Genomic DNA, 25,725 nt, shown 5'->3' with positions numbered 1-25,725 from the left:
AAGCGACATGCTTGCATTCATCCTCCGGCGCGTACTGTCGGGCGTCATCCTCATCGCGGTGATCTCGTTCCTCGCGTTCGTCCTCCTCTACGCCGCGGGCGGCGACATCGCCCGCCGCATCCTCGGCGAGAACGCCACCGCCGAGACCGTCGCCAAGAAGACCGAACAGCTCGGGCTGGATCAGCCGCTGCTCCAGCAGTACTGGAACTGGGTCACCGGCGCCCTCACGGGCAACCTCGGTCGCAGCTGGTTCACCGGCGAGCTCGTCTCGACGAGCGTCAGCAACCGCCTCGCGGTCACCCTCGCGATCGTGATCGGCGCGACCGTCGTCTCGGCGATCGTCGCGGTCGTGCTCGGCATTCTCGCCGCCCGCCGCGGCGGCTGGGTCGACGGCAGCGTCCAGGTGATCTCCCTCATCGGCTTCGCGATCCCCGGCTTCCTCATCGCACTGGGCCTCGTGCTCGTGTTCGCGATCAACCTGGGCTGGTTCAAGGCGACCGGATACGTGCCTGCGACCACCTCGGTGTCGGGATGGCTGTCGTCCGTGACCCTGCCCATCGTGGCGCTGTCGATCGGCGCGATCGCGGCGGTGTCGCAGCAGGTCCGCGGCTCGGTCATCGACGCGATGTCGCGGGACTACGTCCGCACGCTCCGCTCGCGGGGCCTCAGCACGAACTCGGTCGTGTACCGCCACGTGCTCCGCAACGCCGGCGGCCCCGCACTGGCGGTGCTCGCCGTGCAGTTCATCGGCCTCCTCGGTGGGGCCGTGATCGTCGAGCAGGTCTTCGCCATCCCCGGCATGGGCCAGCTCACCGTCCGCGCCACCACCCTCGGCGACATCCCGGTCGTCATGGGCGTCGTGATCGCCTTCGCGATCATCGTCGTCATCGTGAACCTCCTCATCGACCTCGCCCAGGCGGCGCTGAACCCGAAGGTGCGACTCTCATGACCGCCATCGACGTCCCCCTCGACGTACCGGTCGCGCCGGTACGCGTCTCGCTCTGGCGCCGGCTGGTGCGCCGCCCCGTCGGCCTCGCCTCGCTGATCTTCCTCGTGTTCCTGGGGATCATCGCGATCATCGGGCCGTGGATCGCTCCGCAGGACCCCAACTACGCCGACATCCGCAACGTCCTCGCGTCGCCCAGCGCAGAGCACCTCCTCGGCACCGACGGCAGCGGCCGCGACGTGTTCTCGCGTCTGCTGGTCGCGACCCAGACGACCGTCCTCGCCGCTCTTCTCGCCCTCGTGGTCGCGCTCATCCTGGGTGTGGTCAGCGGCCTCATCGCCGGCTACTACCAGGGCTGGTTCAACAACGCGGCCACGTGGGTCACCGAGCTGAACATGGCCCTTCCCGGCATCGTGGTGCTGCTCGCGGCGCGCGCCGTGCTCGGCCCTTCGGTCTGGATCTCGATGTTCATCTTCGGCATCCTGCTGGCGCCGGCGTTCTACCGGCTGGTGTACGCCTCGGTGACCGCGGTGCGCACTGAGCTCTACGTCGACGCCGCCCGCGTGTCGGGCCTCAGCGACACGCGCATCATCGGCCGCCACGTGCTCTCGGTCGTGCGGGCTCCGATCATCATCCAGTCGGCGATCATCGCCGGCATCGCCATCGCGATCCAGTCGGGCCTCGAGTTCCTCGGCCTCGGAGACATCGCCGTGCCCACCTGGGGCCAGATGCTCAACGACGGCTTCAAGAACATCTACAAAGAGCCCCTCCTGATGCTCTGGCCGTCGCTTGCGATCGCCCTCACCTGCATCGCGCTGACGCTCCTGGCCAACGTGATGCGCGACGAGATCGAGCGCACCGTCTCGGTGCGGCGCAAGCGTCGCCGCGCGGTCGCGACCGCGACCGGCTCGGTCGCCGCCGTCACGACGTCGGTGGGACTCAGCGGGGGCGACGTCGTCGACCTCGACGAGCCGCCGATCTTCGAGACCGACGGCGTCATCGTCCACAAGGGCGACGCGCGCAGCAAGGCGACCGAGAAGGTGCTCGACGTCCGCGACCTGCACGTCGGCTACGACCAGCCCGACGGCTCGCACATCGAGGTCGTCCACGGCGTCTCGCTCGACATCCGCAAGGGCGAGGTGCACGGTCTCATCGGCGAGTCCGGCTCGGGGAAGACGCAGACCGCGTTCGCGGTGCTGGGCCTGCTCCCCCGCGGAGGCCACGTCACCGGCGGCTCCATCCTGTACGAGGGCACCGAGATCGCCGACGGCGACGACCGCACCTATGCGGGCCTGCGCGGCAAGCGCATCGGGTACATCCCGCAGGAGCCGATGTCGAACCTCGACCCGTCGTTCACGATCGGCAGCCAGCTGGTCGAGCCGCTGCGCAAGAACCTCGGGCTCTCGAAGAAGGCGGCCACCGACCGCTCGCTCGAGCTGCTCGCACGGGTCGGCATCCCGAACCCGAAGCGCACGTTCGACGCCTACCCGTTCGAGGTCTCGGGCGGCATGGCGCAGCGCGTGCTCATCGCGGGCGCCGTGTCGACCGACCCCGACCTCATCATCGCCGACGAGCCGACCACGGCCCTCGACGTCACGGTGCAGGCCGAGGTGCTCGAGCTGCTCCGCGACCTGCAGGCCGAGCGCCACATGGCGATGCTCCTGGTGACGCACAACTTCGGCGTCGTCGCCGACCTGTGCGACCGGGTGACGGTCATGCAGAGCGGCCGGTTCGTGGAGCAGGGCCCGGTGCGCGCGATCTTCAACGACGCGCAGCACCCGTACACGCAGGCACTGCTGGACGCGATCCTCGATGAGGGTCCCGCCCGCGGTCCGCTCGTCACGAAGGGAGCACGGGCATGAGCACTCCGCTGCTGGACATCAAGGACCTCGTCGTCGAGTACCCGGGCAAGGGCTTCCGCGCCCAGCCGTTCCGGGCCCTCAAGGGCGTGTCGCTCGACATCCTTCCGGGTGAGACGGTCGGACTCGTCGGCGAGTCGGGGTCGGGCAAGACCACTCTCGGCCGCGCGGCCCTCGGCCTCGCGCCGGTGACCGAGGGGTCGATCTTCTACGACGGCAAGGACATCTCGCACCTCAAGCGCCAGGAGCGCCGCGCGCTCAGCTCCGAGATCCAGGTCGTGTTCCAGGACCCGTACTCGTCGCTGAACCCGTCGATGACGATCGAGCAGATCCTCACCGAGCCGCTGACCGCGGCGGGCGTCTCGTCGAGCGAGGCGAAGTCGCGGGTGCGCGACCTGCTCGATCAGGTGGGGCTTCCCGCCGACGCGCGCGGTCGCCTTCCCCGCGAGTTCTCGGGCGGTCAGCGCCAGCGCGTCGCGATCGCGCGGGCGCTCGCGCTGCGGCCGCGGCTCATCGTGTGCGACGAGCCGGTGTCGGCACTCGATCTGTCGACCCAGGCCCGCGTGCTGGACCTCTTCATCGACATCCAGAACCGCACGGGCGTCGCCTACCTCTTCGTGACGCACGACCTCGCGGTGGTGCGCCACATCAGCCACCGCGTCGCCGTGATGTACCGCGGCGAGATCGTCGAGACGGGCGACGGCGACCGGGTGACCTCCGCGCCCGAGCACCCCTACACCCAGCGGCTGTTCATGGCCGCTCCCGTGCCCGACCCCGACAAGCAGGAGGAGCGCCGCATCGCCCGGCGCGCGCTCCTCGACGCCGAGGCGGCCGCCGGCGTCATCTGACGCGACGGATGCCGCGGCCCGGCCCGCGAGGGCCGGGCCGCGGCATCCCCCTCTGACCCTCCTTCCGAGAACGGAACCTCCCCCGATGACCGAGACCGCCACCTCCACGCACCCCGAGTCGGTGCTGCACCTCGTGCCGCTGCTCGAGCGCCTCACCCTCGAGCAGAAGGCGGCCCTCGTGCAGGGTGCCGACTTCTGGACCACCGTCCCCGTGCCCGAGATCGGGCTCCGCGCGATGACCCTGTCGGACGGCCCGGCCGGGGTCCGCGGTCCTCGCTGGGACGAGCGCGAGCCGTCGCTCAACCTGCCGTCGGGATCGGCGCTCGCCGCCTCGTGGGACGTCGACCTGGCGTACCGGTACGGGGCGGCCGCAGCATCCGAAGCCCGTCGCAAGGGTGTCGACGTCGTCCTCGGACCGACGATCAACCTGCACCGCTCGCCGCTCGGCGGCCGGCACTTCGAGTGCTTCAGCGAGGACCCCGAGCTGAGCGCCGAGCTCGCCGCCGCGTACGTGCGGGGCCTGCAGGACAACGGCGTCGCCGCCACGCCCAAGCACTACGTCGCCAACGACGCCGAGACCGACCGCTTCACCGTCGACGTCCGCGTCGACGAGCGCGCGCTGCGCGAGCTGTACCTCGCCCCGTTCGAGCGCGCCGTCGAGGCGGGCGCGTGGACGATCATGAGCGCCTACAACGCGGTCGACGGCGTCACGATGACCGAGAACGACCTGCTCGAGACGCCGCTCAACTCGGAGTGGGGCTTCGACGGCGTCGTGATCAGCGACTGGACCGCCGTCCGTTCGCTCGGCTCCGTGCCGGCCGCGCAGGACCTCGCGATGCCCGGTCCCGCTCCCGCGTGGGCCGACCTGGTGGACGCGATCCGCGACGGCCGCGTGAACGAGGCCGACCTCGACCGCAAGGTGCTGCGCCTGCTGCTGCTCGCCGAGCGCGTCGGCGCCCTCGGCGACGCGACCCCTCTCGAGCCCGCTCCACTCGACGGCCCTGCGTTCGCGCGCGACGCCGCCATCGAGGGCACGGTGCTGCTGCGCAACGAGGGTGTCCTGCCGTTGGATGCCTCGTCCCTCGGCCGCGTCGCCGTCATCGGGCAGAACGCCCGCGAGGCCCGCACGCAGGGCGGCGGCAGCGCCACCGTGATCCCGGAGTCCGTGGTCTCGCCGCTCGAGGCGATCCGCGCCGCAGTGCCGGCCGCCGACGTGAACTACGAGATCGGCGCGGTCGTGCAGGAGGGGGTCGCCGAGATCCCGCTCGCACAGCTGACCAACCCGGCCACGGGCGAGGCCGGCATCCGCGTCGCGTTCTTCGACGCCGACGGCACCGAGCTCTTCGCCGAGAACCGCCGCTCCACGGCGCTGGTCTGGTTCGGCGGCGACGCCCCGATCTCGTCGAGCGCCACGGTGGTGTTCGAGACGGTGTACACGCCCGCCGAGTCGGGCGAGATCGAACTCGGCTTCGCCGGCGCGAACCCGGGCAAGCTGTACGTCGACGAGCGTCTCGTCCTCGACGACGCCCCGGTCATCGAGGGCACCGACCTCGGCGCGGCCTTCCTCAACCCGCCGTCGATCACCGCGACGGTCGCCGTCGAGGCCGGCCGCGAGACCGCGGTCCGCGTCGAATTCACGCGCGAGAGCCACGGCGCGCTGTCCGGTGCGCTCAGCGCGACGCTGGGCATCGCCCCCGAGCGCACCGATCCCGACGTGCTCATCGCCCGCGCGGTCGCGGAGGCCGCGGCATCCGAGGTCGCGATCGTCGTCGTGGGCACGAACTCGAAGGTCGAGTCGGAGGGCTACGACCGCACCAGCCTCGACCTCCCCGGCCGCCAGGACGACCTCGTGCGCGCCGTCGCCGCCACCGGAACCCCGACCATCGTCGTGGTCAACGCCGGTTCGCCGGTCGTGCTGCCGTGGGCGGACGAGGTCGCGGCCGTCGTGCAGGGGTACTTCGGGGGCCAGGAGTTCGGACACGCGATCGCCGACGTCCTCACGGGAGCTGCAGAGCCCGGTGGGCGCCTGCCCACGACGTGGCCCGCGGCCCTCACCGACGTGCCGGTGACCGAGGTCGTTCCGACCGACGGCCGCCTCGACTATCGCGAGGGCCTGCACATCGGCTACCGCGCGTGGCTGAAGGCCGATGCCGAGCCGGCATTCCCGTTCGGCCACGGGCTGGGTTACACGACGTGGTCGTGGGGTGCGGCGCAGCGCATCGGCGACACGGTCGAAGTGACGCTCGCGAACACCGGCGACCGCGCCGGCAAGCAGGTCGTACAGGTGTACGCCGAGCGCGCGGAGTCCGCGGTGGAGCGCCCCGAGCGCTGGCTCGTCGGATTCGCCACCGTGGACGCCGCCCCCGGCGAGACCGTCACCGCGACGGTCGCGGTCCCGGCGCGTCGCCTCGCGCACTGGGCGGGCGAGTGGGTCGTCGAGCCGGGCGCGTTCACGCTCCGCGCCGGGGCCTCGGTGGCCGACCTGCCCCTGGCGCTCGACTGGAGCGTCGCATGAAGGCGCTCGACACCGCCCGCCTGAGCGGGAGCGCCGACGAGCGGCTGGAGGAGGTCGTCACCCGCCTCGACGGACTGCTCGCCGCCGACCCCGATCTGTCGTTCCAGGTCGCGGCGTTCCACGACGGGCGCCCCGTGCTCGACGCGTGGGGCGGGCCGCACCTGGCCGAGGACTCGGTCATCGTGCCCTACTCGGTCACGAAGAACACGATCGGCCTCTCGATCGGCCTGCTCGTCGAGCGGGGCGAGCTCGACCTCGACGAGCGCGTCGCGACCTACTGGCCCGAGTTCGCGGCGAAGGGCAAGCAGCACGTCACCGTGCGGCAGCTGCTCTCGCACCAGGCCGGCCTCCCGCAGGCGGAGCCCGCGCTCACCTGGGACGAGCTGCTCGACCACCACGCGGCGGCGGAGCGCCTCGCGGCGAGCCGGCCGTACTGGTACCCGGGAAGCGCGTTCGGCTATCACGCCATCACGATCGGAAACCTCGGCGACGAGCTCGTCTTCCGGGTGACCGGCCGGACGCTGCACGAGTTCTACGAGCAGGAGATCCGCACCCCGCACGGCATCGACTTCTTCCTCGGCCTCCCCGCCGAGCACGAGTCGCGCCGCGTCGACGTGCTGCCGATGATCAAGCCTGTCTCCGACGCCTCCACCCCGACCCTCTCGGCGCTCGGCCCGGTCGTCTTCGGCTCGATGGGCGGCGAGGTCGACCTCGCCAACTCGCGACGCAGCTGGGAGTACGGCCATCCCGCCGGCTCGGGCACCGGGACCGCCCGCGGCCTCGCACGGCTCTTCGCCGCGGCCGTGACGGGCGTCGACGGCGCCGACCCCTTCCTCGGCGCGGACACCGTCGCCGAGATCGGCCAGCAGCAGATCCGCGGCTACGACGAGGTGCTGCACCAGCAGGACCGGGCGCACGCGATCGTGTTCCAGAAGCCGTCGCAGCAGCTCGCGTTCGGCGGGCCACGTGCGTTCGGCCACGATGGCGCGGCCGGCGCGCTGGCCTGCGTCGACCCTGATACGGGCCTCGCGTTCGCGTGGACCATCGCGCGCGGCCCCTGGCCGGGCGGGGCCGACCCGCGTGCCGTCGCACTCGCCCGGGAACTCGGCATCCGTCTCTCGTCCTGAATCTCGCCCCGAAGGAACCCCATGAGCACGCTCTTCAACCCCCTGATCAACGGCTTCCACCCCGACCCGAGCGTCGTCGGGGTCGACGGCGTGTACTACCTCGCGACCTCGACGTTCGAGTACCTGCCGGGCATCCCGATCCACCGCTCGACCGACTTCGAGACGTGGGAGCTCATCGGCCACGTCGCGACGCGGCCGGGCCAGCTCGGTGTCGAAAAGGTGCCGACCGGGGGCGGGGCGTGGGCTCCGACGATCCGTCATCACGACGGGGTCTTCCACCTCGTCATCACCGACGCGATGGGCCGCGGCATGCTGCACTTCACCGCGACCGATGCCGCCGGGCCCTGGAGCGACGGCGACCTCCTGCTCAAGGCCGACGGCACGGGGACGATCGAGGGCATCGACCCCGACATCGCGTGGGATGCCGACGGCGCCTGCTTCGTCACGTTCTCGGGGCTGCAGCTGAGCGGCGCTCTGAACCCCAACCAGCCGGCCCACCTCGGGATCCAGCAGGTGCGCGTCGACCTCGCGACGCACCGCGCGCTCGAGGAACCGCGGTCGCTGTGGTCGGGAACCGGGCTGATGTTCCCGGAGGCGCCGCACCTCTACGAAGTCGACGGGGCGTGGTACCTCCTGATCGCCGAGGGCGGCACCGAGCGCGGGCACTCGATCTCGATCGCGCGCGGGCCGTCGCCCGAAGGTCCGTTCGTCGGCGCGCCGGGCAACCCCCTCGTCTCGGCCCGCTCGACGCCGCGGCCGATCCAGAACACCGGCCACGGCGACCTCGTCGTCGGTCCCGACGGCGAGTGGCTCTGCGTGCTGCTCGGTGTGCGGCCGCGCAGCGGCACCCGGGCCTTCTCGGCGCTCGGGCGCGAGACCTTCGCGACCCCGGTCACGTGGGCCGACGGCTGGCCCGTGATCGCGCCCGTCGAGCTCAACCCGCGGCCCGGCACGCGCGCCGAGGTCGTGTTCGACGGCCCGCTCGACCACGAGTGGGTCGCCGTCCGCCGCCTGCCCACCGAGATCGCCGACCTCGATTCACGCTCCAGCGCGCTCGTGCTGCACGCCGACGGCACGACGCTCGCCGACTCGCGACCGGTCTTCGTCGGCCGCCGCCAGGAGCACCTGAACAACGCGGTCACCGCGCGCGTCGACGTGAGCGCCGGCGTCGGCGGGCTCGCGGTGCGCTACGACGAGGCCTTCCGCATCGAGATCGAGGCCGGCGGCGGCACCGTCACCGCGCGCGCGTCGCTCGGCGGGCTGCACCAGGAGTGGAGCGCCCCGCTCGGCACCGACGTCGTCGACCTGCACCTCGACTCGCGCCGGCCGGCACCGGGCCGCGGCATCGTCTCGACCAGCGACATGTTCCACCTCGGCTTCACCCCCGACGGCGGAGAGCGCGTCGAGCTCGCCCAGGTCGACGGCCGCTTCCTCTCCTCCGAGGTCACCGAATCGTTCACCGGCCGCGTCATCGGCGTGTACGCCGTCGACGGCGACGTCGCCGTGCTGCGCTGGGCGGCAGAAGGAGACGACGAATGACGGATGCCGCATCCCCCGCCATCGCGAACCTGAAGGCCGAGCTGCGCGACGACACCGCGTTCGTCGCGACGCCGACCCCGCGGCTCACCTGGACGGTGGCGGCGACCGGCGCCTGGCTGCAGGCGGGCGCGGAGCTCTCGGACGGCGCCGGCGAGGTCGCCCTCGACGGCGCCGACTCGGTGCTGGTCGCCTGGCCGTTCGCGCCGCTGCGACCGGGCGAGATCCGCGAGGTCCGCGTGCGCGCCCGCTCGACCTCGGGGACGAGCACCGGCTGGAGCACGCCGCTGCGGATCGAGGCCGGGTTCCTGGCCGACGGCGAGTGGGTCGCGCAGCCGATCGGGCTCACCTCGCCCGAGCGCGACGCGCAGCCCGCGCTCGTGCGCACGTCGTTCTCGCTGGAGCGCCCGGTCAGCCGGGCCCTCCTGTTCTGGACGGCGCTCGGCGCCGCCGAGCCCGAGCTCAACGGCACGGCGGTGTCGCACGACGTGCTCGCGCCGGGCTGGACTGCGTACCGCGACCGCCTCGTGCACGAGAGCGTCGACGTCACCGCGCTCCTCCGCGAGGGCGAGAACGTGCTCGGCGCCACGATCGCCGGCGCCTGGTACACCGAGAAGTACGGCTTCTTCACCTTCACGAACCGCCTCTACGGCACGCAGCCGTCGCTGCTCGCGCAGCTGCGGGTGACCTACACCGACGGCTCGACCGAGACGCTCGCCGCGACCGGGTCCGACTGGACCGCCCACGGCGACGGACCCGTCGTCGACAGCGGCATCTACCCCGGCGAGCACCAGGACCTCCGCCGCGCAGTGCCCGGCTGGTCCGAGCCCGGTGCGGACATCGCCGGGTGGACGGCCGCGCGCGTCGGCGCCGCCGCCCTTCCCGGCTATGACAACGTCCCCGTGCCCGAGGCGCGCGTCGCTCCGCCCGTGCGCCGAATCGACACACTGCCCGTCGTCGACGTCCTCGAGACCCCGTCCGGCGGCCGGATCCTCGACTTCGGCCAGAACCTGGTCGGCCGGCTCCGGCTGCGGGTGAGGGGCGCCGCCGGCACCCGCGTGACGGTGCGCCACGCCGAGGTCCTCGAGGACGGCGAACTCAGCATCCGTCCCCTCCGCAACGCGCGGGCGACCGCCACGTTCGATCTCTCGGGCGAGGACGATGTGCTCGAGTCGCGGTTCTCGTTCTACGGCTTCCGCTACGCCGAGGTGACCGGACTCGAGGTCGACACGTCGCAGATCGAGGCGGTCGTGCTGCACACCGATCTCAGCCGCACCGGCTGGTTCTCCTCATCCCACGCGCAGCTGGACCGGCTGCATGAGAACGTCGTGTGGGGTATGCGCGGCAACTTCCTGTCGATCCCGACGGATTGCCCGCAGCGCGACGAGCGCCTCGGCTGGACGGGCGACATCCAGGTGTTCGCGCCGACGGCGAGCTTCCTCTACGACGTGGACGGCTTCCTCACCTCGTGGCTGCGCGATCTCTCGCTCGAGCAGGCCCGCCACGACGGCATCGTGCCTCTCGTCGTGCCCGCCGCACTCCCCTCGTTCGGCGGTCTCGGTCCCACGGCCGCGTGGGGCGATGCGGCCACCGTGGTGCCGATGGTGCTGCACCAGCGCTTCGGCGACGTCGGTGTGCTGGCCGCGCAGTACCCCAGCATGAAGGCCTGGGTCGACGCCGTTCTCCGCGATGCCGGCGACAGCGGCCTGTGGGCCGGCCGCATGCAGCTGGGCGACTGGCTCGATCCGGCGGCGCCGCCCGACAAACCCGGGCAGGCGAAGGTCGACGGCGACATCGTCGCGACCGCGTACCTCGCCCGGTCGCTGCGCCAGGTCGCGGATGCCGCCGCCCTCCTGGGCGAGGACACGGATGCTGCGGCCTACGCCGCGCTCGCAGAACGCAGCCGCGCCGCCTTCGTGGCGGAGTACGTGACCCCGGCCGGTCGCATGATGAGCGACGCGCCGACCGCCTACGCGCTGGCCCTCGAGTTCGACCTCGTCTCCGATCCGGGCGTGCGCGACGCCCTCGCCGAGCGCCTCGCCGCGCTCGTCCGCGAGGGCGGCTACCGCATCGGCACCGGGTTCGTCGGCACCCCGCTCGTCACCGACGCCCTCACGCGGGCCGACAGGCTCGCCGCTGCCGAGCGGCTGCTGCTGCAGACCGAGTGCCCGTCGTGGCTCTACCCTGTGACGATGGGGGCGACCACAGTGTGGGAGCGCTGGGACAGCCTGCTGCCAGACGGGTCGGTGAACCCCGGAGAGATGACGTCGTTCAACCACTACGCCCTGGGCGCGGTCGCCGACTGGCTGCATCGCTCCGTGGCCGGGCTCGCGCCCGCCGAACCGGGGTACCGCCGCGTGCGGATCGCACCCCGCCCTCTGGCCGGGCTCGACCACGCGTCGGCCCGGCACGTGACGCCGTACGGCGAGGCATCCGTGTCATGGGTCCGTGACGGCGACGACATCGTCGTGACCGCGCAGGTTCCGCCGAACACCACGGCGGAGGTGGATCTTCCCGAGGGATCGCACCACGCCGAGGTGGGATCGGGCGCACACGAATGGCGGGTTCGCGCATCGCCCGCTCAGGCGTTCCGGCCCCTGCCGGGCCTCACCGCCTCCCTCGCGGACGTGATCGACGATCCGCGCGCCTATCAGGCGCTGCTGGACACGCTCGACGAGGCCGATCCGGAGCGGGCGCGCACGGTCCGCTCGGAGACCCGCTGGGCCGCAGGACGCCCCGTATCGACCGCCCTCATGTTCACGCCGCCTGCCCTGCTCGACGCGGTGGACACCGCCATCCGCTCCGCCACAGCCGGCTGACGCCGCCGCTCGGCCCGCACCAGAGAAGGAACCCACGATGTTCGACCGCGCCTCCACCTTCGGAGACACCCTCGACAGCCCCGCCGGCCGCGCCGTGCTCGAGACCCACCTGCCCGGCATCGCGGCATCGCCGATGGCGGCGCAGTACCGCGGCGTGCGGCTCGGCCAGCTCGTGGCGCTCGTCCCCGCCCTCGAGGACCCCGCCGCGCAGGAACTCCTGTGGGCGGCGCTCGCGGACATCGAGGACGGCGACGACGAGCGTGCGCCCTACGCGCCGGCGATCAGCCCTGACCCGGCCTACGAGAGCGACGAGGTGACGCAGGGCTCAGCATCCGTCGTCCTTCCTTCCCCGACGCCGCAGTGGGGCGTGCTCGAGGTGCGCTTCGACGGCCCCGGCCACGGCAACCCGTTCGTCGACGTCGAGCTCGACGCGGTGCTCACGCGCCCGGACGGGTCGGACGTCCGCGTCGGGGGCTTCTACGACGGCGACGGCCGCTACCTGGTGCGCGCGCTCGCCGACGCCGAGGGCGACTGGACCTTCGTGACCCGGTCGACCGCGCGCTCGCTCGACGCGATCGCCGGCAGTGTCACGGTGACGGCGCCGCGCGACGGCTCGCACGGACCGGTGCGGGTGGACGGTTTCCACTTCCGGCATGCCGACGGCACGCGCCACCGCCCGCTCGGCACCACGGCCTACGTGTGGACCCACCAGCCCGAGGAGTTGCAGGAGCAGACCCTGCGCACGCTCGCCCAGGCGCCGTTCACGAAGATCCGCATGTGCCTGTTCCCGAAGTCGTACCTGTTCAACTCGAACGAACCCGCCGACTTCGTGTTCCCCGGCTCTCTCGAGGACGGCTTCGATCTCGAGCGGTTCGACCCGGCCCACTTCCGCCGGCTCGAGCAGCGCATCGCGCAGCTCGGCGAGCTGGGGATCGAGGCCGACCTCATCCTGTTCCACGCGTACGACCGGTGGGGCTTCGCCGACCTCGGACCCGCCGTCGACGAGCGCTACCTGCGTTACGCGGTGCGCCGCCTCGCCGCGTTCTCGAACGTGTGGTGGTCGATGGCGAACGAGTACGACCTGCTGTGGTCGAAGACCGGCGCGGACTGGGAGCGCCTGGCCGCGATCGTCGGCGAGGAGGACCCGTTCGGGCACCTCAACTCGATCCACAACTGCCGCCCGCTCTACGACTACGCCAAGCCGTGGATCACCCACGTGAGCATCCAGCGCGTGGACGTCTATCGCACCGCCGAGAACACCGACGAATGGCGCGAGCGGTGGGGAAAGCCCGTCGTGATCGACGAGTGCGCCTACGAGGGCGACATCGACCAGGGCTGGGGCAACATCACGGGCGAGGAGATGACCCGGCGCTTCTGGGAGGGTGCGGTCCGCGGCGGCTACGTCGGCCACGGAGAGACCTACCTCCCCTCGGCGCTCGGGCTCGACGACGAGGTGCTGTGGTGGTCGAAGGGCGGCGCCCTGCACGGCACCTCCCCCGACCGGATCGGCTTCCTCGAGCGGCTGCTCGCCGAGGCCCCCGACGGGATCTGGGACCCGCTCCCCTCCGACTGGGACGTCCCCTGGGGCGGCAGTGACGCCCACCGCGTCGGCTACTTCGGCTTCAACCGTCCCCGCTTCCGCAACGTCGTGCTCGGCGACGGCGAATGGACGATCGACGTCATCGACACGTGGAACATGACCGTCGAGCGCCTCGAGGGCACCCACCGCACGACGGTGCGCGTGCCGCTGCCCGGCCGCCAGTTCATGGCCGTCCGCGCGATCCGCGTCGCCGACTGACGGGATGTGAGCACGCGGGCCGCCGGGCGGCCGACGCCGATCAGACCGCTGCGCCGCCGCGTACGGCCACGGCGAGGACGACCGCGAGGCTGGTGATCCCGACCGCGAGGACGAACAGCGCGAGGATGCCGAGGACGCCGGCACTCGGCATCCGCGCCCTGTCACCCTCCCTACCGAGCACCTCGTTCACGCGGCGGTAGCGCCGTCGCGCGCTGAGGTAGAGGCCTGCGGTGGCGAGCAGGCCGGCGACGCCGCCGAGCGCCCACCAGGCGTCGCCGAACGCCGAGGGCAGCAGACGGAACGCCACGAGCGACCCGACGGCGAGTGCCAGCGCCGTGCGCCGCCACGCCAGTTCGGTGCGCTCGGGCTGCAGGCCGTCGTCGAAGAGCGCGGTCATCGCAGCAGGATCGCCAGGATCACGAGGACGCCCGCCAATGTCACCGAGGAGCCCAGGATGACCCCGAGCGGCGAGGTCGGCAGGGGCCTGCCTTCGCGGAGGGCGAGCTCCGTGCGCATCCAGCCGAACCAGGCGAGCGCCGGGGTGAGGACGCCGACGGCGACGAGCACCAGGGACGCCGCCAGGCGGAGTCCCGCGTGGAGGTCGAGCCCGAGCACCTCGAGCGCGACGCCGCCCGCGATCAGGGCGAGCGCCGTGCGGATCCACGCGAGGAAGGTGCGCTCGTTGGCGAGGGTGAATCGGGCGTCGGGCTCGGTCCCCCGCGAGAACACCGAACGCGGAAATCGCTGATCGCTCATGGCGCGACCGTCCGGGGGCTCATCGCGACGTCCATCGAGCTCCGGTCAGCGGGCTTCGCGCACGCCGAGGCGCTCGAGGTGCGCGTTCGAGAAACGGCCCTCGGGGTCGAGGCGCTCGAACACCGCGCGCGCGTCGGCGAGGCGCGGGTGCACGCGCTCGATCGCGGTGCGGTCGAAGCCGTGGAGCTTGCCCCAGTGCGGGCGCGCGTCGAACGGCTCGAGCGCGGCCTCGACGCGTGCGACGGCGGCGGCGACCTCGTCGGGGTGGTTGTACCAGGTGAAGTGGATGATCACGACGTCGCGGCGGTAGGCCGGGCTCAGCCACAGTTCGTCGGCAGCAGCGGTGCGCAGCTCGGTCCAGATGAGATGGGGACGGATGCCGTCGCCCAGCGTCCGCACCGCCTCCAGCGCTGCCCGCGCGTCAGCGCGCGCGACGAAGTACTCGCTCTGGATCTCGTCGCCGAACGACGGCTCGGCGTCGAGGCGGAAGTGCGGCAGGCGCAGCATCCACGGTCCCGGCACGCCGGCGATCTCGGTGATGTTGTCCTCCACGCCGAGTGGCGAGTCGCCCTCCGTCGCGCGGACGCCGTCGAGGATCGTGTCGGGCACCGGATCGTCGTCCGCCTCCAGGCGCGTCTTGAGCCACACGTAGCCGACCGAGGGCTCCTCCCAGCGCGAGAACACCGACACGCTGTACCCGGCGGAGGTGAGGGCGTCGTAGTCGGCGAGCGCGGCCTCCCACGTGATGCCGGTGTAGATGTCCTGCCGCACGCGGAATGCGGGCACGAGGTCGAGGGTGAGCGACACCACGATGCCGTAGGCGCCGAGACCCACGACGAGCGCGTCGAAGTCGGGGTCGCCGCGGCGCACCTCGTGCACCTCGGCGTCGGCGCCGACGTAGCGGAGCGCCCGGACGGATGCCGAGAGCACGGGATTCGCGTCGCCTGACCCGTGGGTGCCCGTCGCCGTCGCGCCGCCGACGTTGATGTGCGGCAGCGAACCCATGTTCCGCAGCGCCCAGCCGCGGTCGTCGAGCCACACGGCGAGCACGCCGTAGCGGATGCCGGCGGGCACGGTGACCGTCCGCGTGGCCTCGTCGAGCTCGAACTCGGCCGCGAACCCGGTCACATCGACGAGCGTGCCGGTGGTGTCGGGGAGGTCGGTGAACGAGTGCCGCGTGCCGAGCGCACGCACGCGCCCCGGCTCACGCAGCACCCGCTGGACGTCGTCGACCGACGTCGCCTCGACGATCCGGTGCGCTGCGTATTCGTACGTTCCAGCCCAATTGCGCGGCATCGCGCCTCCTTCGGACGATGCGGTTCAGGGTGCGGCTTCGGCCGCCAGGCGCTGCGAGGCGGTCGCCATGTGAAGAGCCATCGCGGAGGCCGCGGCATCCTCGTCCTCCGCCTCGATCGCGCGGAAGACGGCGTCGTGCTCGTCGATGGCGGTGCGCGCCTCGGCCTCGTCGTGGACGGCCCGGTCGGCGTACACCTGCAGCAGCGACCGCACCACATGCAGCAGGTCGATCAGCGTGTCGTTGCCCGCGGACGCGGCGAGCGCGTTGTGGAAGTCGAGGTCCGCGCGCGCGAAGGCCTTGAGGTCGCCCACTCCGGACCGCATGCGCTCGAGGGACCCTGAGATCGCGCGGAGATCGGATGCTGCGGCCCGGCCCGCGGCGAGCCGCGCGACGTAGATCTCGAGCCCCGACCGCAGCTCGAGCAGCTCGGCCGTGTTCTTCCGGCCGATGAGGAGCCCCCAGCGCAGCGTCTGCGGCAGCAGCTCGCTCGCGGTCCCGCGGAGGTACGTGCCCGAGCCGGGGCGGACGTCGACGATGCCGAGGATCTCGAGCGCGGCGAGGGCCTCTCGCACCGCGGACCGCCCGACGCCCAGCGTCGCCGCCAACTGCCGCTCCGGCGGCAGGCGAGTGCCCGCCTCGAGGTCGCCGCTCGTGAAGAGGTCCATCAGGCGGCGGGCGACCTCGGAGACCGGCGTGCCGGTCGGAAGGGCGCCCAGGGCCGCCGTGATCTCGGCCGAGCGATCGTCGGGGTAGGCGGGCATGCTGACAACTTACGGCAGTCGGGACCATTCTGGGATTGCTTTCGGTCAACCGGTTTGTCAGACTGTGGACAGGCGACGTCAGTCGCCTTTCTCACAGCCAAACGAGAAAACGTTTCCTGAAGCTCGAAGACGAGAGGTCGATCACAATGAAGTTCCGGAACAGGAAGCTCATCGCGGGAGTGGCAGGGGTGGGCCTGATCGCCCTCGCCGGACTCACGGGCTGCGCGTCCGCCACCCCCGCCAGCAGCCAGCCGACCCTCGATCCCGACGAGGAAGCATCGATCACCTTCACGTTCTGGGGCAACGACGTGCGCGCCGAGCTCTACAACGAGGCGATCGCCGCGTTCGAGGAGCAGCACCCCAACATCGATGTCTCCGTGCTGTTCCTCTCCCCCAACGACTACTGGGAGAAGCGCCAGATCGAAGCCAGCGGCGGCGGCCTCCCCGACGTGGTGACGATGGATCTCGCCTACATCCGCCAGTACTCGCAGAGCGGCTCGCTGCTCGACCTGGAGCCGTACCTCGGCAGCATCATCCAGACCGACCCGATCGAGCCGTCGGTGCTCGGCGCCGGCGTGGTCGACGGCGTCACCACGGCCGTGCCGATCTCCACCAACGCCTGGTCGATGTTCATGAACACGACGACCCTCGACGAGGTCGGCGTCGAGCCGTTCGCGGGCGGCACGTGGGACGAGTACTACGAGTGGGTCGCCGAGGTGACCGATGCCGCGCAGGCCGCCGGCGTGCCGGACGTCTGGGGTGGCGTCGACCCGTCATCGCGCTTCGTGAACTTCGAGATGCAGCTGCGCGCCGAGGGCAAGGACCTCTTCGACGACGAGGGCAACCCCGGCTTCGACGAGGAGCGCCTCACGGAGTACTGGGAAGAGGGCGCCGACGCGCGCGAGGGCGGAAAGTTCGTGCCGCAGCAGCGGGTCGCCGAGGTGCAGCCGCTGACGGCCTTCGATGCCGGGCTCGGCGCGAGCGACACGCAGACCGACAACTTCCTCGCGGGCTACCTCGCGAACCTCGGCGAGGGCAACGAGGTCACCCTGCAGGCTCCGCCGCTGTCGGTGGACGGCGCGAAGGACCTCTACCTCAAGGCGTCGCAGATGTACTCCATCGCGGCGAACTCGGAGCACCCCGCCGCGGCGGCCACGCTCATCGACTTCCTCATCAACTCGCCGGAGTCGGGCGAGATCTTCGGCACCAACCGCGGCCTGCCTGCCTCGGCGACGGCGCGGGAGGCCGCGGACCTCGACCCGGTGAGCCAGGACATCGTGGACTACGAGGCGTCGATCGCCGACCGCCTGGGCGAGGCGCCGCCGGCGCCGATCGTCGGCTACGGCTCGCTGCACGAGAAGTTCCGTGAGCTGACGGAGGAGCTGAACTTCGGCACGCTCACGGTCGACCAGGCCGTCGAGCAGTTCTTCGCCGAGATGGACGTGGTGCTGAACCAGTAGCCCGCTCCGTGCGGCGGCCGGCTCCAGGGAACGTCGGCCGCCGCACCCCCTTCCACCCTCCGAGGAGCCTCCCGTGCCCGTCGACGAATCCGCCGCCCGCTCATCCGTCCCCGCCCCGACCCGCCCGTCGCTCGGCATCCAGGGGCCGGTCGTCGCGTTCCAGGACCCGTGGGCGGGAGCCGCCTCGGACGCGATCATGCGCACGGGGACCGGCATCCCGATCCCGTCGCAGGATCCGCCGCCGACGCCGCGCGAGTTCGTGGGCGTGCTGCGCGACCTCGGCGCCGACTTCTACGTGCACCACGTGATCCCGACCCAGGCCGACCACGCCGCACTGCTGGGCGACCTCGCCGACGCCGGCATCGACCTCGTGCTGGGCAACGAGTACGGCAACATCAACGGGCCCTTCGTCGACGGCACGAACCGGTACGACCTTCCGGCCGAGTTGATCCGGGATGCTGCGGCCGCCGGTGTCCTCGCCGGTGTGCTGTACGACGAGCCCGAGCACCTCCAGATCCACGCCGATCAGTACCGCCACGACGCGCACCTGCCCCACTTCGGTCAGACCGAGGGCCTCGGGGCGGACGAGGCCGTCGCGGTGATCGACGAGAACGTGCGCAGCATCGTGCGCGAGGTCGACGCCGCGACCTCCGCAGCGGGTTCCGCGTCCGTTCCGGTGCTCGCCGAGCAGGTGTTCCCGGTGATGTTCCATACGCTCGCCCGCGCCGGGATGACGCCGGCGCCCAAGGTGATGAAGGAGTCGTTCCAGCCGCTGCAGCTGGGCACCGCGGTCGGCGCGGCCCTGCAGTACGGGCGCGAGCTGTGGATCTGCGCGGATCTCTGGGGCCCCGACATCGGGCCCTGGCTCACCCGCGCCCCGGGCTTCCCCGGGCACTCGCCCGCCGAGTTCGCGTCGGCGCTGCGCCTCGCCTACCTGTTCGCCCCGACACGGCTGTTCGTCGAGAACATCGACGTGCTGGTGCGCCACCGCGGTTCGGGGGCCTTCGAGCGCACCGCCCACGGCGAGGTGTGGCGGGAGTTCGTCAGCGACTTCGTGCCGCGGCATCCGCTCCGCTGGAGCCATCGCGATGCCCGCGCCGACATCGCCCTCGTCCATGCCGACGACAGCGACTTCGGCCGCGGCGCGCGGCCGTTCGGCAACCGCGCGACGACGGCGCCCGCCACCTCGCGCAGTGTCTTCGAGGCCTGGCACGCGCTCAGCCACGGGCAGCTCCCCGGCCACGGAAGCTGCCTCCACATCCCCGGCTACGACTTCCCCCGCCACGAGCTGAACGGCATCGCCCGGCCGCAGTTCCCGCTCGACGCGGGCGCCGCCGAGCAGACCCGCATGCACGGGCTGTTCCAGCCGACCCGCAGCACGCTCGTGTTCGACGAGCACGTGCGCGCCGATCAGCTCGCCGACGCGGGCCTCGTCGTGGTCGCCGGCAGCCGGCTCCCCGGCACGACGCTCGAGGCGCTGCGCGCCCACGCGGAAGCGGGTGCGACCGTGCTCATCGCGGCCTGGCTGTGCGATCCCGAGCGTTCGCGGTCCGCGCGGGTCGGCCGCGGGAGCTGGGTCGTGTACGAGACGCTCGACGACGACGCCGCGCGGGACGCGATCGCCGCACACGCGGGCGAGCCCGACGTCTGGACGCAGCGCTTCGGCGATGTCGAGCTGCGCATCTCCGCGACGGATCCCGGCGGCGAGACGCTCGAGTTCGAGATCGCGGATGCTGCGGCCCGCCGCGTCGCCTGAACCCGAGATGCTTCGCGCCTCGGCGTGCGCACACCGCCGTGCGTGACGCCGCGGCACGGACGAGGCATCCATTCTCACTTGCAATTGGTCAACCGGTTTGTCACAATGGTCGTCGGAAACCACCTCGATCACCGTCGATGAGCAGGAGTCACCGTGGACCAGAACCAGACCGTCGCAGACGCGCCCCCCGTCGCGCGATCCGCCATCCGCAAGGTGTCGATCCGCCTCGTGCCGTTCGTCGCGCTGATGTTCTTCATCAACTACCTCGACCGCACCGCGATCGGCTTCGCCGCCCCCAACGGCATGAACGAAGACCTCGCCCTGAGCGCCGCTCAGTTCGGCTTCGCCTCGGGCGTCTTCTTCATCGGCTACATCCTGCTCGAGGTGCCCTCGAACCTGGCGCTGCACAAGTTCGGCGCCCGCCGCTGGCTCTCGCGCATCATGGTGAGCTGGGGCATCGTCGCTCTGCTGTTCACGTGGGTGCAGAACTTCGAGCAGCTCGTCGTGCTGCGCTTCCTCCTCGGCGTCGCCGAGGCCGGCTTCTTCCCCGGCGCGATCCTCTTCCTCAGCCTCTGGGTGCCCGCGCAGTACCGCGGCCGCATCCTCATGCTCTTCTACCTGGCGCAGCCGCTCACCACGGTCATCGGCGCCCCGCTGGCCGGCTGGCTCATCCAGCAGCACGAGGTGTTCTTCGGCCTCGAGGGCTGGCGCTTCATGTTCTTCGGCGTCGCGATCCCGGCGATCATCGTGGGTGTCATCGCGTGGTTCTACCTGAAGGACAAGCCGGCCGACGCGAAATGGCTCACCCGTGACGAGCAGGTCTGGCTGACCGACGCGCTCGACCGCGAGAAGGCCGCGACGCAGAAGAAGGAGCACGGCCACGTGTCGGCGCGCTTCGCCTTCAAGAGCGGTCGCGTGTGGGTGCTCTCGTTCATCTACTTCGGCTTCATCTACGGCCTGTACGCGCTGGCGTTCTTCCTGCCGACGATCATCGAGGGCTTCCAGACGCAGTCCGGCGTCACCTTCGACACGCTGCAGAAGGGCCTCATCACCGCGATCCCGTACCTGCCGGCCGCCATCGTCATGTACTTCTGGTCGCGAGACGCCTCCAAGCGCGGCCTCAAGACGTGGCACATCGCGGGTCCCGCGATCGCCGGTGCCGTCAGCATCCCGCTGGCGCTGTTCATGGGATCGCCGGCCGCCACGATCGCGGTCATCACGGTCACGGCCTGCGCGATCTTCGCCGCGCTGCCCAACTTCTGGACGCTGCCCACGCGCTTCCTCACGGGAGCCGCGGCTGCCGCCGGCGTCGCGCTGATCAACACGATCGGCAACCTGGCCGGATTCTCGGCGCCGTTCGTCACGGGCTTCGTGCACGACTGGACCGGCGGCTACGAGGTCCCGATGTTCATCGTCGGCTTCGTCATGCTCATCTCGGCAGTGCTGATGGTGTTCCTTGCCCGCAGCAACCGCATCAACCCGGTCGTCGTCGACGACGCGGCCGAGAGTACGAATCCTGCACCCGCCGTGGACGCGGAGGCTCTGCACACCGCGGCAGACCCCAAGGGGGATGCGCGATGACGCGGCTCTGGAACGCGCCGGCGGACTTCGCCGACGAGATGATCGACGGGTTCGTCGCGGCGAACGAGCGGTACGTGCGGCGGGTGCCGGGCGGCGTGGTGCGTTCGACGGTGTCGCCGGCCGGTCAGGTCGCGGTCGTCGTGGGCGGCGGCTCGGGTCACTACCCTGCGTTCGGCGGGCTGGTGGGTCCGGGGCTCGCGCATGGCGCGGCGATGGGCAACCTGTTCGCGTCGCCTTCGACGCAGCAGGTGTTCGCGGTCGCGAAGGCCGCCGACAACGGCGGCGGCGTGTTCTTCTCCTACGGCAACTACGCCGGCGACGTGCTGAACTTCGACGCGGCGCAGGAGAAGCTGCGGGCCGAGGGCATCGCGTGCGAGACCGTCACGGTCACCGACGACATCGTCAGCGCCACGGCCGACGAGAAGCACAAGCGCCGCGGCATCGCGGGCGACCTCACGGTGTTCCGGATCGCGGCCGCCGCGGCCGAGGCAGGAGCGGACCTAGCCGAAGTCACCCGTCTCGCCCGCCTCGCGAACGAGCGCACCCGCTCGTTCGGGGTCGCGTTCACCGGCTGCACGCTGCCCGGTGCCGAGCAGCCGCTGTTCACCGTCCCCGAGGGGCGGATGGCGATCGGCCTCGGCATCCACGGCGAGCCCGGCATCGACGAGACCGACATCCCCACCGCCGATGGGCTCGCCGAGCTCCTCGTCTCGCGTCTGCTGGCAGAGGTGCCCGACGGGGTGCAGGTCGCCGGTGCCCGCGTCGTGCCGATCCTCAACGGCCTCGGGTCGCTGAAGTACGAGGAGATGTTCGTCGTCTACCGGCGCATCGCCCAGCTGCTTACGGACGCCGGTCTGGAGCTCGTCGACCCGCACGTCGGCGAGTACTGCACGAGCTTCGACATGGCCGGCACGTCGCTCACCCTGTTCTGGCTGGACGACGAGCTCGCCGGCCTGTGGGAGACCCCCGTCGACACCCCCGCCTACCGGCGCGGCTCCGTCGCGCCCCAGCAGCGGCTCGTGGCCGCCGACAGCACCGCCACCGTGGCCGAGGCCATCGAGCCCGGGGACGAAGCATCCCAGTCCGTCGCCCGCACCGTGCTCGCCGCCGTGCGCACGATCGTCGACACCGTTGATGAGCACGTCGACGAGCTCGGCCGCATCGACGCGATCGCCGGCGACGGCGACCACGGCATCGGCATGCAGCGCGGCTCGCACGCGGCGCTGGCCGCCGCGACGGCCGCCGTCGACGCCGGCGCCGGCGCGCGCACCACGCTCGCGCACGCCGCCGACGCGTGGAGCGACAAGGCCGGCGGCACTTCCGGTGCGCTGTGGGGCGTCATCCTCAACGCGGTCGCCTCGAAGCTCACCGACACCGGCCGCCCCGACGCCGCCGCCGTGGCTGCCGGCGTCGCCGCGGGGTCGCGCGGCGTCACGGACTACGGCAAGGCCGAGGTCGGTGACAAGACCCTCGTCGACGCGCTCGTGCCGTTCAGCACCACCCTCACCGGTGCGGTGGACGCGGGTGCGGCCCTCACCGACGCGTGGCGGGCGGCGGCGGATGCTGCCACCCGCGCCGCGATCGCGACGGCCGATCTCCTCCCCCGCATGGGCCGCGCGCGTACGCACGGCCAGAACAGCGTGGGCACCCCCGACCCGGGCGCGATCTCACTCGCGCTCATCGTGACCGCCATCGGACAGACACTGGCCGCCGAGACGCGCGCGGCCGACGACCAGAAGGAGAACGCGAATGCCTGAGCTCGAGACGGCCCAACCGCTGCGCATCGTGATCGGCGCCGACGACGCCGGCTTCGACTACAAGGAGATCCTCAAGAAGGACCTCCTCGCCAACCCCGGCGTGGTCGAGGTGATCGACGTGGGGGTGGACGCCGACGGCCACACCCCGTACCCGAAGGTCGCCATCGAGGCCGCCCAGCAGGTTGCCGCGGGCACCGCCGACCGCGCGCTGCTGATCTGCGGCACGGGTCTCGGCGTCGCGATCGCAGCGAACAAGGTGCCCGGCATCCGTGCCGTCACCGCCCACGACTCGTTCTCGGTCGAGCGCGGCGTGCTGTCCAACAACGCGCAGGTGCTCACCATGGGCCAGCGCGTCGTCGGCATCGAGCTCGCCCGCCGCCTCGTCCGCGAGTGGCTGACCTACCGGTTCGACACCACGTCGGCCTCGGCCGACAAGGTCGCCGTCATCGACGAGTTCGAGACCACCGGGTCCTGCTGATGAGCCAGGTCACGGTCGGGGTGAGCCTGAAGACCTACTTCGGGCATGAGCGGGCACGCGCGTGGTTCGCCGACATCGCGGCCCGCGTCGCCGGTCACCCCGCCGTGGCCGCCGGGGACGTGCGGTTCTTCGTCATCCCCACCTACCTGCAGATCCTTCCCGCCCTCGAAGCGTTCGCGGGCACCCCGGTGCTGGTCGGCGCGCAGGACGTCTCCGCCTACCCGCCGGGCGCGTACACCGGCGAGGTCACCGCCGCCGAGCTCGCCGAGGTCGGCGTCCAGGTCGCCGAGATCGGCCACGCCGAACGGCGCCGCCTGTTCGACGAGACCGACACCGTCACCGCCGGCAAGGCCACCGCCGCCCTCACCCACGGCATCACCCCGGTGCTCTGCATCGGCGAGGCCGAGCACCTCGGCGCCCCCGCCGCCGCACTCGCGAACGTCGAGCAGCTCGCCGCGAACCTCGAGCAGGTCCCGGCCGGTCCCGTCATCGTCGCGTACGAGCCGGTCTGGGCGATCGGCGCCGCCGAGCCCGCCCCCGACACGCACATCGCCACCGTCACCCGTGCCCTCCGCGCCGCCGTCGACGCCGACCCCGCCCGCACCGGCAGCGTCGTGATCTACGGCGGCTCCGCCGGCCCCGGCCTGCTCACCCGCCTCGCCGGCAGCGTCGACGGCCTCTTCCTCGGCCGCTTCGCCCACGACCCCGACGCCCTCGTCGCCGTGCTCGACGAAGCCGCCGCGCTCGCCTCCTCCCGAGCGGGGGTCGACGCATGATCGGCCTCGGGACGTACGCCTTCTTCTGGCAGCAGTCGGACCAGGTGTCCGAGCCGCTCTCGCTCGTCGGCGCGTTCGAGGCGACGAAGGAACTCGGCGTCGACCTGTTCCAGATCTGCGACTTCGCGCCCCTCGAGGCCATGACCGGCTCCGAGCTCACCGATGCCGCGGCGGCGGCGCGCGATCTCGAGCTGACGATCGAGCTGGGCACCAAGGGCATCGAGCCGCACCGGCTGACCCGGTTCCTGGACCTTGCGAGCGCGTTCGACACCACGCTCGTGCGGAGCATGCTGTACTCCGCCGAGACCCGTCCCACGCTGGAGCAGGCCGAGGAATGGCTCCGCGCCGTGCTCCCCTCGTTCGAGGCCGCCGGCGTCGACCTCGCGCTCGAGACGTACGAGCAAGTCTCGACCGAAGACCTCGTCACCCTCGTCGAGCGCATCGGCAGCGACCGCCTGGGCATCTGCCTCGACCCCGCGAACGTCGTCGCGCGCCTCGAGCGTCCGCGCGACTGCGTCGAGCAGACCGCCGCGCACGTCAAGAACGTGCACGTCAAGGACTTCGCCTTCGCCCGCCAGCCGGGCTGGGTCGGCTTCACCTACGGGGGCGCGCGCATGGGCGACGGCCTCCACGACTATCCCCACCTCCTCGAGACCGTCCGCCCGCGCGAGCGCGGGATCAACGAGATCGTCGAGCACTGGCTCTCGTGGCAGGGGGATGCCGAGACCACCGTCCGCACCGAGCGGGAATGGACCCGCCGAACCATCGAATATCTGAGGAGCACGACATGAGCACGACCACCACCGAGACGTACAAGATCGCCGTCGTCGGCGCCGGCGGGAAGATGGGCATGCGCGTGTCCAACAACCTCGTCAAGACCGACCACACCGTCTGGTACGTCGAGAACTCGCCCGCCGGCCGGCAGCGCACGATCGATGCCGGTCGGGAGCTGACGGATGCCGCCACCGCCGTCGCCGACGCCGACATCGTCGTCCTGGCCGTGCCCGACCTCGCCCTCGGCCCCGTCACCGCCGACCTCGTGCCGCAGCTGAAGTCGGGCGCGATCGTGCTGACGCTCGACCCGGCCGCCGCGTACGCGGGTCTGCTCACCACGCGCGAGGACATCATCCAGGCCGTCGCGCACCCCTGCCACCCCTCGGTGTTCCTCGAGCGCACCACCAAGGAGGAGTGGGCCGACACGTTCGGCGGCATCGCCGCTCCGCAGGACGCGATCGCGGCCGTCGAAAGCGACGACCCCGCCCACAAGGCGATCGTCGAGGCGACGGTCCGCGCGATCTACGCCCCCGTCATCGACGTGCACTTCGTCACCGTCAAGCAGCTCGCCCAGCTCGAGCCGACCCTCGTCGAGACCGTCGCCTGCATGATCGGCTCGCTCCTCAACGAGGCCCTCGACGAGGCGATCAACACCATGGGCGTTCCCGAGGCGGCGGCACGCAGCATCCTGTACGGCCACACCCAGGTGGCGCTCGCCAACGGTCTGCGCGGCGACAACCCGTTCTCGGACGCCTGCCTCATCGCCATGGACTACGGCCGCGAGTCGATCATCAAGGACGACTGGAAGAAGATCTTCCGCGACGACGAGCTCGACAAGAACCTCGCGCGCATGCTGCACCTCGACCACATCGAGCGCTGAT

General features: G+C 71.7%; 20 protein-coding genes. 16 read left to right on the top strand and 4 right to left on the bottom strand.

Going from position 1 to position 25,725, the window contains the following annotated elements; translation table 11 throughout:
* The first annotated feature begins 7 nt into the window (after positions 1–7).
* The 8 genes from ACFC1K_RS05010 (at position 8) to ACFC1K_RS04975 (ending at position 13,448) form a co-directional block, all read left to right on the top strand.
* Positions 8–949 carry an ABC transporter permease gene (locus tag ACFC1K_RS05010; protein WP_310285940.1) on the top strand — a complete coding sequence of 314 codons (942 nt, stop codon included), beginning with the start codon at positions 8–10 and terminating at the stop codon, positions 947–949.
* The gene (locus ACFC1K_RS05005) at positions 946–2,808 is read left to right on the top strand and encodes a dipeptide/oligopeptide/nickel ABC transporter permease/ATP-binding protein (RefSeq protein ID WP_375870703.1); all 1,863 of its coding nucleotides are present in this window, start codon (positions 946–948) and stop codon (positions 2,806–2,808) included. Before ACFC1K_RS05010 ends, ACFC1K_RS05005 begins: the two co-directional genes overlap by 4 nt.
* The gene (locus tag ACFC1K_RS05000) at positions 2,805–3,653 is read left to right on the top strand and encodes an ATP-binding cassette domain-containing protein (protein WP_375870702.1); all 849 of its coding nucleotides are present in this window, start codon (positions 2,805–2,807) and stop codon (positions 3,651–3,653) included. Before ACFC1K_RS05005 ends, ACFC1K_RS05000 begins: the two co-directional genes overlap by 4 nt.
* An 85-nt stretch (positions 3,654–3,738) precedes the next feature.
* Complete coding sequence (locus tag ACFC1K_RS04995; RefSeq protein WP_375870701.1) at positions 3,739–6,168, top strand: glycoside hydrolase family 3 C-terminal domain-containing protein; 2,430 nt, start codon at positions 3,739–3,741, stop codon at positions 6,166–6,168.
* Positions 6,165–7,295, top strand: a complete 1,131-nt coding sequence (locus tag ACFC1K_RS04990; protein WP_375870700.1) for a serine hydrolase domain-containing protein — start codon at positions 6,165–6,167, stop codon at positions 7,293–7,295. The genes ACFC1K_RS04995 and ACFC1K_RS04990 overlap by 4 nt, the downstream gene beginning before the upstream one ends.
* A 21-nt stretch (positions 7,296–7,316) precedes the next feature.
* Complete coding sequence (locus ACFC1K_RS04985; RefSeq protein WP_375870699.1) at positions 7,317–8,834, top strand: family 43 glycosylhydrolase; 1,518 nt, start codon at positions 7,317–7,319, stop codon at positions 8,832–8,834.
* A complete protein-coding gene (locus tag ACFC1K_RS04980; RefSeq protein WP_375870698.1) occupies positions 8,831–11,650 on the top strand; it encodes a family 78 glycoside hydrolase catalytic domain in 2,820 nt (939 codons plus the stop codon). The genes ACFC1K_RS04985 and ACFC1K_RS04980 overlap by 4 nt, the downstream gene beginning before the upstream one ends.
* Before the next feature lie 37 nt (positions 11,651–11,687).
* On the top strand, positions 11,688–13,448 hold the full coding sequence (locus tag ACFC1K_RS04975; RefSeq protein ID WP_375870697.1) for a DUF5605 domain-containing protein: 1,761 nt from the start codon (positions 11,688–11,690) through the stop codon (positions 13,446–13,448).
* Positions 13,449–13,488: 40 nt separating this feature from the next.
* Here the strand turns inward: ACFC1K_RS04975 and ACFC1K_RS04970 are convergent, their stop codons facing one another.
* The 4 genes from ACFC1K_RS04970 to ACFC1K_RS04955 are packed head-to-tail and all read right to left on the bottom strand — an operon-like array spanning position 13,489 to position 16,262.
* On the bottom strand, positions 13,489–13,845 hold the full coding sequence (locus tag ACFC1K_RS04970; RefSeq protein ID WP_375870696.1) for a DUF202 domain-containing protein: 357 nt from the start codon (positions 13,843–13,845) through the stop codon (positions 13,489–13,491).
* Positions 13,842–14,204 carry a YidH family protein gene (locus ACFC1K_RS04965; RefSeq protein WP_375870695.1) on the bottom strand — a complete coding sequence of 121 codons (363 nt, stop codon included), beginning with the start codon at positions 14,202–14,204 and terminating at the stop codon, positions 13,842–13,844. Before ACFC1K_RS04965 ends, ACFC1K_RS04970 begins: the two co-directional genes overlap by 4 nt.
* Before the next feature lie 45 nt (positions 14,205–14,249).
* Entirely contained in the window at positions 14,250–15,500 is a 1,251-nt protein-coding gene (locus ACFC1K_RS04960; protein ID WP_375870694.1) for a D-arabinono-1,4-lactone oxidase, read from the bottom strand.
* A gap of 24 nt (positions 15,501–15,524) precedes the next feature.
* Positions 15,525–16,262, bottom strand: a complete 738-nt coding sequence (locus ACFC1K_RS04955; protein WP_375870693.1) for a FadR/GntR family transcriptional regulator — start codon at positions 16,260–16,262, stop codon at positions 15,525–15,527.
* Positions 16,263–16,408: 146 nt separating this feature from the next.
* On the opposite strand from ACFC1K_RS04955, the gene ACFC1K_RS04950 reads away from it, so the two are divergent.
* The 8 genes from ACFC1K_RS04950 to ACFC1K_RS04915 all read left to right on the top strand — a co-directional run bounded on the left by ACFC1K_RS04950 (position 16,409) and on the right by ACFC1K_RS04915 (position 25,724).
* Complete coding sequence (locus tag ACFC1K_RS04950) at positions 16,409–17,722, top strand: ABC transporter substrate-binding protein (protein WP_375870692.1); 1,314 nt, start codon at positions 16,409–16,411, stop codon at positions 17,720–17,722.
* Positions 17,723–17,795: 73 nt separating this feature from the next.
* A complete protein-coding gene (locus ACFC1K_RS04945; protein ID WP_375870691.1) occupies positions 17,796–19,478 on the top strand; it encodes a hypothetical protein in 1,683 nt (560 codons plus the stop codon).
* A 153-nt stretch (positions 19,479–19,631) separates the two neighbouring features.
* A complete protein-coding gene (locus tag ACFC1K_RS04940; protein ID WP_375870690.1) occupies positions 19,632–21,059 on the top strand; it encodes an MFS transporter in 1,428 nt (475 codons plus the stop codon).
* Positions 21,056–22,816 carry a dihydroxyacetone kinase family protein gene (locus ACFC1K_RS04935; RefSeq protein WP_375870689.1) on the top strand — a complete coding sequence of 587 codons (1,761 nt, stop codon included), beginning with the start codon at positions 21,056–21,058 and terminating at the stop codon, positions 22,814–22,816. Before ACFC1K_RS04940 ends, ACFC1K_RS04935 begins: the two co-directional genes overlap by 4 nt.
* Positions 22,809–23,294 carry a ribose-5-phosphate isomerase gene (locus ACFC1K_RS04930; protein ID WP_310285977.1) on the top strand — a complete coding sequence of 162 codons (486 nt, stop codon included), beginning with the start codon at positions 22,809–22,811 and terminating at the stop codon, positions 23,292–23,294. Before ACFC1K_RS04935 ends, ACFC1K_RS04930 begins: the two co-directional genes overlap by 8 nt.
* Entirely contained in the window at positions 23,294–24,070 is a 777-nt protein-coding gene (locus ACFC1K_RS04925) for a triose-phosphate isomerase family protein (RefSeq protein ID WP_375870688.1), read from the top strand. The genes ACFC1K_RS04930 and ACFC1K_RS04925 overlap by 1 nt, the downstream gene beginning before the upstream one ends.
* Positions 24,067–24,861 (top strand): sugar phosphate isomerase/epimerase family protein, encoded by a 795-nt coding sequence (locus tag ACFC1K_RS04920; RefSeq protein ID WP_375870687.1) that lies wholly within the window; start codon positions 24,067–24,069, stop codon positions 24,859–24,861. Before ACFC1K_RS04925 ends, ACFC1K_RS04920 begins: the two co-directional genes overlap by 4 nt.
* Positions 24,858–25,724 (top strand): phosphogluconate dehydrogenase C-terminal domain-containing protein, encoded by an 867-nt coding sequence (locus ACFC1K_RS04915; protein WP_375870686.1) that lies wholly within the window; start codon positions 24,858–24,860, stop codon positions 25,722–25,724. Before ACFC1K_RS04920 ends, ACFC1K_RS04915 begins: the two co-directional genes overlap by 4 nt.
* Position 25,725: the final 1 nt, after the last annotated feature.

The sequence above is a fragment of the Microbacterium sp. NPDC056057 genome, from assembly GCF_042266945.1.
In the GTDB taxonomy this organism is placed as follows: Bacteria; Actinomycetota; Actinomycetes; order Actinomycetales; family Microbacteriaceae; genus Microbacterium; species Microbacterium trichothecenolyticum_C.
Note: the sequence above shows the minus strand (reverse complement) of the source record. Positions and strands in the feature narration are given on the sequence as shown.